We start from the raw sequence: 9,533 nt of genomic DNA on the forward strand, positions 1-9,533 counted from the left end.
TATATTATTCCGGTTGTAATCACAGTATTTGCAGATAGATCCTTCACCTTTATTACTAAAACTCCACCTGCAGCAGTATTGTTGAAAAAGGCGGTAAAAATCAATAAAGGTTCCGGAGAACCAAATAAAACAAAAGTGGCAACAATTAAAACAGCACAAGTTAGAGAAATTGCTGAACTTAAAATGAATGACTTGAATGCAGCTGATGTAGAAGCGGCTACAAGAATGATTGCAGGAACAGCAAGAAGCATGGGAATCGTTGTAGAAGATTAATTCTATTTGCTCATATAGATTGGTGGGAGGCAAATACGCAACAGACAACATTTACCGTTATTACCACAAGGAGGATGTAAAAAATGGCAAAATTAGGTAAAAAATACAAAGCTGCTATCGAAAAGTATGATAGAAGCAATTTGTATAATGCATCTGAAGCCTTAAAGATCGTTACAGATGTTGCATCTGCAAAATTTGATGAAACAGTTGAAGCTCATATTCGTTTGGGTGTAGACTCTCGTCATGCAGACCAACAAGTTCGTGGCGCAGTTGTTTTACCACACGGAACGGGAAAGACAAAAAGAGTTCTTGTATTCGCAAAGGGAGATAAAGCAACAGAAGCACAACAAGCAGGAGCTGACTTTGTTGGGGCAGAAGATATGGCAGAAAAAATTCAAAAAGAAAATTGGTTTGATTTTGATGTTATCGTAGCAACACCTGACATGATGGGTGTGATTGGTCGTTTAGGACGTGTTCTTGGACCAAAAGGTTTAATGCCTAACCCAAAATCAGGAACTGTAACACAAGATGTTACAAAAGCAATAGAAGAAATCAAAGCTGGAAAAGTAGAATATCGTTTAGATAAAACAAACATTGTTCACGTTCCGGTTGGAAAAGTATCTTTTGGAGCAGAAAAATTATCTGAAAACTTCTTTGCATTGATTGATGCAATTATTAAGGCAAAACCGGCTGCTGCAAAAGGACAATATTTAAAATCTGTAACTGTAACAAGCACAATGGGACCTGGAGTAAAAATTAACCCTGTGAGAGTTACAGAATAAAAAAGATTGACAAATAATATTTTTTAACATAAAATAGTATTGTTAATGCCGAAGACCGTAGGTGCGTATGCTTAATATCCTACCGAGGTAGCCAACAACGAATATTGTTGCCCTTGTGTGTCTTCGTAGAAAACCGCAAGGGTTTTTTTATTGAAAAAGGAGGTGCGAACAGAATGTCTAAAGCAATTGACATGAAGCAACAAGTTGTAGCTGAAATCGCAGACAAATTGCAACGAGGAGTATCTTGCGTAGTTGTAGACTACAAAGGATTGACAGTAGAAGAAGTGACTGAACTTAGAAATAAGTTTAGAGAAGTAGGCGTAGATTATAAAGTATACAAAAATACTTTAGTAAGACGTGCTGCTGCAGAAGTAGGCAATTTTGAAAAATTCAATGATGTTGACTTGGTAGGAGCAAACGGATTTGCAGTATCTTATGATGATGCTGTTGTGCCGGTTAGAGTAATCAGTGACTTTGCAAAAAAACATCCTAATTTGGAAATGAAAATGGGATATGTTGAAGGCGAATTCTATGATACAGACAGAATGAAAGAACTTGCAAGTATTCCAAGCAGAGAAGAGCTTATTGCAAAATTGGTTGGAAGCTTCAAAGCCCCACTATCCAACTTTGTATATCTATTGGATGCTATTGCAAAGAAACAAGAAGAGACAACAGAACAAGAAGCATAAGATTCTTGGTCAAAACAAGTTAAGAAAAATAAAACCACAAAAATTATCGGAGGTGTCGTAATGAATATCGAACAAATCTTAGAAGCAATTGAAAATATGAAAGTTTTAGAACTAAACGAATTGGTTAAAGCGGCAGAAGAAAAATTCGGAGTATCTGCAGCAGCACCAGTTATGGTAGCAGGTGGAGCGGTAGCAGGTGGAGCAGCAGAAGAAGAAAAATCTGAATTTGATGTAATCCTAGCTGATGCTGGTTCTTCAAAAGTTGGAGTTATCAAAGTAGTTAGAGAAATCACAGGATTAGGATTAAAAGATGCTAAAGATCTTGTAGATGGAGCTCCAAAACCAGTTAAAGAAGGTGTTTCTAAAGAAGAAGCTGAAGAAATTAAAACTAAATTAGAAGGAGCAGGAGCAAAAGTAGAAGTAAAATAGTTCTCTTTTGTATCTGTTAAAAAAGACTGAGTCCTTTTTAGAGCTCAGTCTTTTTTTGTGGAATAGAAAATTTGTTCCATAAGATTTGCTGTAGAATGCCTCGGTTTTTTATCAATTTTCTTCTGCAACGATTAAATTGCTGAATCATCATACAAATCTTCTTAAAAAAACTAGTAATAAAATGTCATTAAATAACATATTGTATAAAAATTTCTTGTGATTGAAGAAAATTTGTGAAAAATACACTTCTTTTTTATGATGGGGTAACTAAAAAAGCGTTCCATTTGTTTTAAATTTATAGTCTTAAATGGGCAGGTATCTTCTAAATTTTATATTTTTCGCTTATATTAATGAAAGAAATCATATTGCGAGTAAGTAGTATAAAACAAACAAATTACATAAAAAATGGATTGAAAAATTATTAGATAACACAAAGATAGCATTTTCTATTAGCAAAAAGTGTAAAATAAGGATAAATTGCAAAACAGATTATTCTGAATTATAGCAAAACATAGAAAAATTACAAATTGATGATAGCAAAAGTAAATTATTTGTTGTCATAAAAGCATTGAATATGTTAGTAATACTATACTATTTGTATCTAGCAAAAGAAATATAATCAGTTTTTTTGTGTAAGAAAAAATAGGAAAAACTTGTCAGTTGCAAAAAATTTGTTTAATATGGTAAAACCTTTGGAAAAAATAGAAGGTATTTGAAAATGCAAAATAGATCAATCTGAACATAAATATTAGAACAGAAAATAGCGTTGAAACTTGGGTGTTCGGAAGAAGAAAAGGAATCCGAAATAAAAGGAGTGATAGTAATGAAAGAGAAGAGAAGTATGATGAGGAGCTTAAGACACTTGTTCTCTTTGTTTTGTGTGATGATCTGTTGTGCACTAGTTAGTGGTACAACTTATGCTGAGTCAGAAAGAGTAGTGTTCCCTCCTCGAATTGAGAGAGCAGTGGAGATGGCGACGAAAAAACATCCTATCCCTGCGAAATATGTATTTGCGATGATATTGGTCGAAAATGATCAATTTGATCCGTATTTGAGATCGGAAACGCAAGATAGTGGAATTACACAGATTAACGACGCGAATTTAGGAGATTTTCGTTCGGCGGGGTTTGAGAACGTTTTTAACGTAGAAGAAAATGTAGAGTTTGGGACAATGCGCTTGAAATGGGCGTATGACAAATATCAAGATTGGCACAAAGCCTTTATGGTTTATAACATGGGTGAAGGACGAGCACAAAAATTGTTTGAAAAAGGAATCTATCAAACAAGGTATAGCAAAAAAGCATTTACCAAACTGGCAAATCGAGATAATTGGGTGTTGGAAAACTCCTCGTTGATAGGTAGGAAGGTGAAAATAAAACGAATGGAAGAAATGTTGCTGAAAAAAACAGATGACAAAATACAACAAATGCCTGACTTACAAAGTATCAGCTATGTTAGATTTTTGAAGAGTGGAAACAAAAAGATGTGCTATTACCAATAATACAATAGACAGAATTTGAAAATTCATTATAATGTAGAGAAACAGCATATTGACTCTTGTGGTTGAGAGAAGATATGCTGTTATCTTTTTATAAAAAATATTGGTTTCAAAATAGAAAAGAGAGTGTTTATTAATGGTTGAAATTTTGTGATTCTAGCAATTTGACAACAAGTATATTGAAATTTATGATAAAATAGAGAAATAGTGGATTTTTTAGTGAACAAAATGTACAGGAGATAAATGATATGATCAATTTATATGTGACAAGACATGGACAGACGGTTTGGAATGTAGAAAGAAAATTTCAAGGGAGGAAAGATTCTCCGTTAACGGAACTTGGAAAGATGCAAGCTGCTCTGTTTCACGAGCGATTAAAAAAATTGAATATCGATATTATCTATTGTTCTCCGTCTCAAAGAACGATAGAGACGATGAAGTTGATGAAAGGCGAATTGGAGATACCGGTTGTTTTCTCAGAAAAACTTTTAGAAATGGGATTTGGTGATTGGGAAGGAAAAAATATCATAGAAATTTCTAAGAAGTATCCCGTGGAGTCTAACAATTTGTATCGTCATCCCGGTGCGTATCTTCCGCTTACAGGAGAAACATATCAGTCTGTATTTGATAGAGCGGAAAGTTTGATAGATGAAATTTTGAAAAAAGAAGAGAACAAGAATGTATTGATCATCACACATGGAATTACTCGAAAGGCAATTATGAAATATTTTCAAGACAAAAGTTTAGAGGAATACTGGAATGAAGAAGATATAGCAAAGCAAACGAGTCTTACTCATGTTAAAATTGAATCAGATGGAAGTTATAAAGTAGTTTTAAAAAATGATTATTCGCATTGGAAACATTTGGAAGAATAAAAATATTTTCGAAATTTAGCAACTAGAGCATCCTGTTGAGAGAAAAAAGAGTCTTTGTTTTTTCTCTCTTTTTTTGTGTAAGAGATTGGAATTTGTGGTACAAGCATATCGATATATTTGGTAGTGTGAAAGAATTTTTGGAACAAAAAGTATCATTGAGGAAAAGAATAAAAAACTCAAAAAAATTCTTAAAAAACCTTGCAATTTACAATAGATTAAGGTAAAATAGGTGAGTGTGTTTTGAGAATACACAATTTGCGTTGAAGCGAAAGGTTGCCAATATCAATGTATTGGGGAATTTTCGTGGAGTAGCAACATCATTGAATGTGGCGGCTTGACCGAAGCTGTTTTTTTAAGAGGGAAAAGAAAACACCCGGAACAGTTTGCGAAGGTCGGTCGTACGAAAATCGTGCGATAGGAGGTAAAGAAATGTCTAACAATCAAAAAATCAGAATCCGTTTGAAATCTTATGATCACGGAATGTTGGAACAAACAGCAGAGAAAATTGTGGAGGCTGCAAAAGCGGCAGGTGCGAATGTATCCGGACCAATTCCACTTCCAACAGAAAAACAAGTTATCACAATTTTGAGAGCTGTTCATAAGTATAAGGATTCCAGAGAACAGTTTGAAATCAGAACTCACAAGAGATTGATTGATATCGGCAACCCAAGTCCAAAATTTGTTGATTCATTAACAAGACTTGATGTTCCTGCCGGAGTAGATATCGAAATCAAACTGTAAGAACAAGGAAGAAGTTAAGGTATTGATATAGAAGTACCTTATCTTAGAATGATTGCGTAGCAATCCGCTGTAAGATTATAGGAGGTGTGCTTGATGAAAAGCATTATAGGTAAGAAAATCGGAATGACTCAAATTTTCGATGAAAACGGAGTTATGATTCCTGTAACTGTTGTAGAAGCAGGACCGGTTGTAGTAACACAAATCAAAACAGAAGAAACTGACGGATACAATGCAGTTCAAGTTGGTTTTGGAGAAGTAAAAGAAAAACATGTAAACAAACCGTTAAAAGGACACTTTGCAAAAGCAGGAGTGGCATTGAAAAAACATGTTAGAGAATTAAGACCTGAAGATGGTGTTGAAAACTATTCTTTAGCTCAAGAAATCAAAGTAGATATCTTCGAAGTTGGAGAAAAAATTGATGTTACAGGTATTTCTAAAGGGAAAGGATTCCAAGGAAGTATCAAAAGACACGGACAAAGCCGTGGACCTGAAACTCACGGTTCTCACTATCACAGAGCTCCTGGTTCAATGGGTAGCGCTTCCGATCCTTCAAAGGTTCGTAAAGGCAAAAAATTACCTGGACATATGGGACATACTCGTGTAACGATTCAAAATCTTGAAGTTGCAAGAGTGGATGCTGAAAAGAATTTGATTTTAATTAAAGGTGCAGTTCCTGGACCTAAAAAAGGACTTGTTGTCATTAAAGCAGCAGTTAAAGGACAATAGTAGAAGGAAAGGAGGACAAGAACATGCCAACAGTTGATGTGCTTAATATAAACGGAGAAAAAGTAAGCGAAATGGAACTTTCTGAAAACCTATTCGGAGCGGAAATTAACGAACACGTTGTATACCAAGTAGTGAAAAACCATTTAGCTAACAAAAGAGTTGGAACACAATCTGCTAAAACTAGAGCAGAAGTACGTGGAGGGGGAGCAAAACCTTGGAGACAAAAAGGAACAGGTCGTGCAAGACAAGGTTCTATTCGTTCACCTCAATGGAAAGGTGGCGGGGTTGTATTTGCTCCAAAACCAAGAGATTACAGCTACACAGTTCCTAAGAAAATCAGAAGACTTGCATTGAAGAGTGTTTTGACTGACAAAGTGAACGAAGGAAGCTTAGTAGTAGTAGACGATATCAATTTAACAGAATGGAAAACAAGAGAATTTGCAAAAATGCTTTCTGCATTGAAAGTAGGTAAAAAAGCTCTTGTTGTTACAAAAGATAATAGTCCTGAAGTAGTACGTAGCGGAAGAAACATAAAAAATGTAAAAATAGCTTTCGTAGGTACTATGAATGTATATGACATTTTGAATGCAAATACATTAGTATTGACAAAGGATGCAGTAGCAAAAGCTGAGGAGGTGTACGCATAATGCTAGCACATGATATTATCATTCGACCAATTATTACGGAAAAATCAATGCAATTAGCAGAAGATAAAAAGTACACTTTCGTAGTGGCTAAATCTGCTAACAAAATTCAAATCAGAAAAGCCGTAGAAGAAGTATTTGGAGTAGAAGTAGAAAAAGTTCATACTATGAACTATCGTGGAAAAATGAAAAGAATGGGAAGAAATGTGGGAAGAACAGCATCTTTCAAAAAAGCAATCGTAAAATTGAAAGATTCAAGTAAAACCATCGAATTCTTCGGAGTATAGAATAAGAGGAGGGAATATTAGTGGCTATTAAAAGTTATAAACCAACGTCACCAGCACTTCGTCAAATGACAGTGTTAAAATCTGACGAAATCACAAAGCACGAGCCAGAGAAATCTCTTCTTGTATCCTTGAAGAAAAATGCAGGAAGAAACTCACAAGGAAAAATCACAGTTCGTCATAGAGGTGGCGGAGCAAAAAGAAAATACAGAGTAATTGACTTCAAGAGAGATAAAGAACAAATTCCGGCAAAGGTAGCAGGAATTGAGTATGATCCAAACCGTAGTGCTAACATTGCATTATTACACTATGCAGATGGAGAAAAAAGATATATCTTAGCTCCAAAAGGATTGAAAGTAGGAGATACTCTTTATTCAGGATTAGGTTCTGATATCAAAATCGGAAACTGTCTAAAAATGAAAGATATGCCTGTAGGTACAATCGTACACAATATCGAATTGAAAGCTGGAAAAGGCGGACAAATCGTTAGAGCTGCAGGAGCCTCTGCTCAATTGATGGCCAAAGAAGGAAAATATGTATTACTTCGTTTACCATCAGGAGAAATGAGAAAAGTACACGCTGAATGTAAAGCAACAATCGGACAAGTAGGAAACTTGGAACATGAAATCGTAACAATCGGTAAAGCCGGAAGAAAAAGACACATGGGTATTCGCCCAACAGTAAGAGGTTCCGTTATGAACCCGAATGACCACCCTCACGGTGGAGGGGAAGGTAGAGCTCCTATCGGACGTTCAGGACCAGTAACTCCTTGGGGTAAACCGGCATTGGGATATAAAACAAGAAAGAAAAACAAAGCGTCTAACAGCATGATTGTATCAAGACGTAAAAAATAGAACCTTTGAAAGGAGGATGTCATAATGAGTAGATCCGCAAAAAAAGGACCTTTTGTACACAAAGGACTTTTGAAAAAAATTACGGAAATGAACGAAAAGAACGAAAAACAAGTTATCAAAACATGGTCCAGAAGTTCTACTATTTTCCCTGAATTCGTAGGACACACAATTGCAGTTCACGACGGAAGAAAACATGTGCCTGTTTATTTGACAGAAGACATGGTAGGACATAAACTTGGAGAATTTGTACCGACAAGAACCTTCAAAGGCCATAAAGATGACGCAAAATCATCAAAAGCTAGATAAGAACCTTTTATAAGAAAGGAGGATAATAATGGAAAAAGTATTAGAAGCAAAAGCAGTTGCAAAATACGTAAGAACATCTCCTAGAAAAGCCGGATTTGTTTGCTCTTTAGTAAGAGGAAAAAGCGTAGAAGAAGCATTAGCAATATTAAAATTTACACCAAACAACAGCGCTGATATCATTGCAAAAGTAGTGAAATCTGCAGTAGCAAATGCAGAAAATAACTTTGAAATGGATAAAGAAAAACTTTATGTTGCACACATTGTAGCAAACCAAGGACCAACATTGAAAAGATTTCGTCCTAGAGCACAAGGAAGAGCAACAGCAATTCACAAGAGAACAAGCCATATCGAGGTAATTGTCAAAGAAAGATAGGAGGGACAGGAATGGGTCAAAAAGTAAGTCCTCACGGACTTCGCGTCGGAGTCAACAAAAACTGGGATTCCAGATGGTTTGCGAACAAAAAAGACTTTGCAGCAAACATTAAAGAAGACTCCGTAATCAGAGAATTCGTTAAGAAAAAACTGTATCTTGCAGGAATTTCTAAAATTGAAATAGAAAGAAATGGAAAAACAGTAAGACTAAACATCTTCACAGCTCAACCGGGACGTATCATCGGAAAAGGCGGACAAGGAATCGAAGAGTTGAAATTGGATGTTGAAAAAATCTGTAAAGATAAACAAGTATTTATCAATGTTGTGGAAGTAAAAAGACCGGAAATTGATGCACAATTAGTTGCAGAAAACATTGCATTGGCGTTGGAAAGACGTATTGCATTCCGTAGAGCGATGAAACAAGCAATGCAAAGAGCAATGCGTTCAGGAGCAAAAGGAATCAAAGTGTCTACATCAGGTCGTGTTGGTGGTGCCGAAATGGCAAGAACTGAAGGTTATGCAGAAGGTAACGTTCCACTACACACATTAAGAGCAGATATCGGATATGGATTTGCAGAAGCAGATACAACATACGGAAAATTAGGAGTAAAAGTTTGGATTTGTAACGGAGAAATTCTTCCTACAAGAAACGGTCCTAAAAGAGAACTTGAGGATGTAACAAAAGACGATAAAAGAAAACCTCGTCGCAGAGATGATAACGGAAGAAGAGGCGACAACAAAGGTAGAGGAAATAACGACAGAAGACAAAATGATCGTAGACCTCGTCAAAAACGTGAAGAAAGAAATTAGACATTCCTAAGGGAAAGGAGGAACTGAACTATGTTAATGCCAAAAAGAGTAAAACGTCGTAGAGTGCATAGAGGAAGTATGGCAGGAAAAGCGACAAAAGGACATCAAATTGCTTATGGCGAATATGCATTGGTAGCGATGGAGCCATCTTGGATTACATCAAACCAAATCGAAGCGGCTCGTATAGCATTGAATAGATCCATCCGTAGAGGTGGAAAGGTATGGATTAAAATATTCCCACATAAACCTG

15 protein-coding genes and 1 other annotated feature are annotated in these 9,533 nt (G+C 35.7%); all 15 genes read left to right on the forward strand.

The annotated features are described in order from the left end of the window. The coding region (locus ACO5GE_RS07050; RefSeq protein WP_484830215.1) for an uL11 family ribosomal protein at positions 1 to 273 on the forward strand (273 nt) is incomplete at its 5' end. A gap of 83 nt (positions 274 to 356) precedes the next feature. Beyond that, the gene (gene rplA / locus ACO5GE_RS07055) at positions 357 to 1,055 is read left to right on the forward strand and encodes a 50S ribosomal protein L1 (RefSeq protein WP_484830216.1); all 699 of its coding nucleotides are present in this window, start codon (positions 357 to 359) and stop codon (positions 1,053 to 1,055) included. Positions 1,056 to 1,085: 30 nt separating this feature from the next. Beyond that, positions 1,086 to 1,212, forward strand: a sequence feature (ribosomal protein L10 leader region). 16 nt (positions 1,213 to 1,228) lie between these two features. Further along, a complete protein-coding gene (gene rplJ / locus ACO5GE_RS07060) occupies positions 1,229 to 1,744 on the forward strand; it encodes a 50S ribosomal protein L10 (RefSeq protein ID WP_484830217.1) in 516 nt (171 codons plus the stop codon). Between the two features lie 60 nt (positions 1,745 to 1,804). Then, complete coding sequence (gene rplL / locus ACO5GE_RS07065; RefSeq protein WP_484830218.1) at positions 1,805 to 2,173, forward strand: 50S ribosomal protein L7/L12; 369 nt, start codon at positions 1,805 to 1,807, stop codon at positions 2,171 to 2,173. Positions 2,174 to 2,996: 823 nt separating this feature from the next. Continuing rightward, positions 2,997 to 3,674, forward strand: a complete 678-nt coding sequence (locus ACO5GE_RS07070; RefSeq protein ID WP_484830219.1) for a transglycosylase SLT domain-containing protein — start codon at positions 2,997 to 2,999, stop codon at positions 3,672 to 3,674. 245 nt (positions 3,675 to 3,919) lie between these two features. Next, complete coding sequence (locus ACO5GE_RS07075) at positions 3,920 to 4,546, forward strand: histidine phosphatase family protein (RefSeq protein WP_484830220.1); 627 nt, start codon at positions 3,920 to 3,922, stop codon at positions 4,544 to 4,546. Positions 4,547 to 4,975: 429 nt separating this feature from the next. After that, positions 4,976 to 5,287, forward strand: a complete 312-nt coding sequence (gene rpsJ, locus ACO5GE_RS07080; protein WP_484830221.1) for a 30S ribosomal protein S10 — start codon at positions 4,976 to 4,978, stop codon at positions 5,285 to 5,287. A gap of 93 nt (positions 5,288 to 5,380) precedes the next feature. Further along, positions 5,381 to 6,013, forward strand: a complete 633-nt coding sequence (rplC, locus tag ACO5GE_RS07085) for a 50S ribosomal protein L3 (protein WP_484830222.1) — start codon at positions 5,381 to 5,383, stop codon at positions 6,011 to 6,013. 23 nt (positions 6,014 to 6,036) lie between these two features. Further along, positions 6,037 to 6,660: a 50S ribosomal protein L4 gene (rplD, locus tag ACO5GE_RS07090; protein ID WP_484830223.1), complete on the forward strand. Its 624-nt coding sequence runs from the start codon at positions 6,037 to 6,039 to the stop codon at positions 6,658 to 6,660. Next, entirely contained in the window at positions 6,660 to 6,944 is a 285-nt protein-coding gene (gene rplW / locus ACO5GE_RS07095; protein ID WP_484830224.1) for a 50S ribosomal protein L23, read from the forward strand. Before rplD ends, rplW begins: the two co-directional genes overlap by 1 nt. A 20-nt stretch (positions 6,945 to 6,964) precedes the next feature. Further along, positions 6,965 to 7,795, forward strand: coding sequence for a 50S ribosomal protein L2 (gene rplB / locus ACO5GE_RS07100; protein ID WP_484830225.1), 831 nt, complete (start codon positions 6,965 to 6,967; stop codon positions 7,793 to 7,795). A gap of 24 nt (positions 7,796 to 7,819) precedes the next feature. Further along, on the forward strand, positions 7,820 to 8,101 hold the full coding sequence (gene rpsS, locus ACO5GE_RS07105; protein ID WP_014262836.1) for a 30S ribosomal protein S19: 282 nt from the start codon (positions 7,820 to 7,822) through the stop codon (positions 8,099 to 8,101). 28 nt (positions 8,102 to 8,129) lie between these two features. Then, positions 8,130 to 8,474 (forward strand): 50S ribosomal protein L22, encoded by a 345-nt coding sequence (gene rplV / locus ACO5GE_RS07110; protein WP_484830226.1) that lies wholly within the window; start codon positions 8,130 to 8,132, stop codon positions 8,472 to 8,474. An 11-nt stretch (positions 8,475 to 8,485) separates the two neighbouring features. Beyond that, complete coding sequence (rpsC, locus tag ACO5GE_RS07115) at positions 8,486 to 9,283, forward strand: 30S ribosomal protein S3 (protein ID WP_484830227.1); 798 nt, start codon at positions 8,486 to 8,488, stop codon at positions 9,281 to 9,283. Positions 9,284 to 9,313: 30 nt separating this feature from the next. Continuing rightward, on the forward strand, positions 9,314 to 9,533 hold a 220-nt coding region (rplP, locus tag ACO5GE_RS07120; RefSeq protein ID WP_484830228.1), incomplete at its 3' end, for a 50S ribosomal protein L16.

The sequence above is a fragment of the Filifactor sp. genome (assembly GCF_057248345.1).

What these genes read in the sequence shown, in the direction of transcription:
- rplA (WP_484830216.1), top strand. Translation starts at nt 357, where the DNA reads ATGGCAAAATTAGGTAAAAAATACAAAGCTGCTATCGAAAAGTATGAT.
- rplJ (WP_484830217.1), top strand. Translation starts at nt 1,229, where the DNA reads ATGTCTAAAGCAATTGACATGAAGCAACAAGTTGTAGCTGAAATCGCA.
- rplL (WP_484830218.1), top strand. Translation starts at nt 1,805, where the DNA reads ATGAATATCGAACAAATCTTAGAAGCAATTGAAAATATGAAAGTTTTA.
- ACO5GE_RS07070 (WP_484830219.1), top strand. Translation starts at nt 2,997, where the DNA reads ATGAAAGAGAAGAGAAGTATGATGAGGAGCTTAAGACACTTGTTCTCT.
- ACO5GE_RS07075 (WP_484830220.1), top strand. Translation starts at nt 3,920, where the DNA reads ATGATCAATTTATATGTGACAAGACATGGACAGACGGTTTGGAATGTA.
- rpsJ (WP_484830221.1), top strand. Translation starts at nt 4,976, where the DNA reads ATGTCTAACAATCAAAAAATCAGAATCCGTTTGAAATCTTATGATCAC.
- rplC (WP_484830222.1), top strand. Translation starts at nt 5,381, where the DNA reads ATGAAAAGCATTATAGGTAAGAAAATCGGAATGACTCAAATTTTCGAT.
- rplD (WP_484830223.1), top strand. Translation starts at nt 6,037, where the DNA reads ATGCCAACAGTTGATGTGCTTAATATAAACGGAGAAAAAGTAAGCGAA.
- rplW (WP_484830224.1), top strand. Translation starts at nt 6,660, where the DNA reads ATGCTAGCACATGATATTATCATTCGACCAATTATTACGGAAAAATCA.
- rpsS (WP_014262836.1), top strand. Translation starts at nt 7,820, where the DNA reads ATGAGTAGATCCGCAAAAAAAGGACCTTTTGTACACAAAGGACTTTTG.
- rplV (WP_484830226.1), top strand. Translation starts at nt 8,130, where the DNA reads ATGGAAAAAGTATTAGAAGCAAAAGCAGTTGCAAAATACGTAAGAACA.
- rpsC (WP_484830227.1), top strand. Translation starts at nt 8,486, where the DNA reads ATGGGTCAAAAAGTAAGTCCTCACGGACTTCGCGTCGGAGTCAACAAA.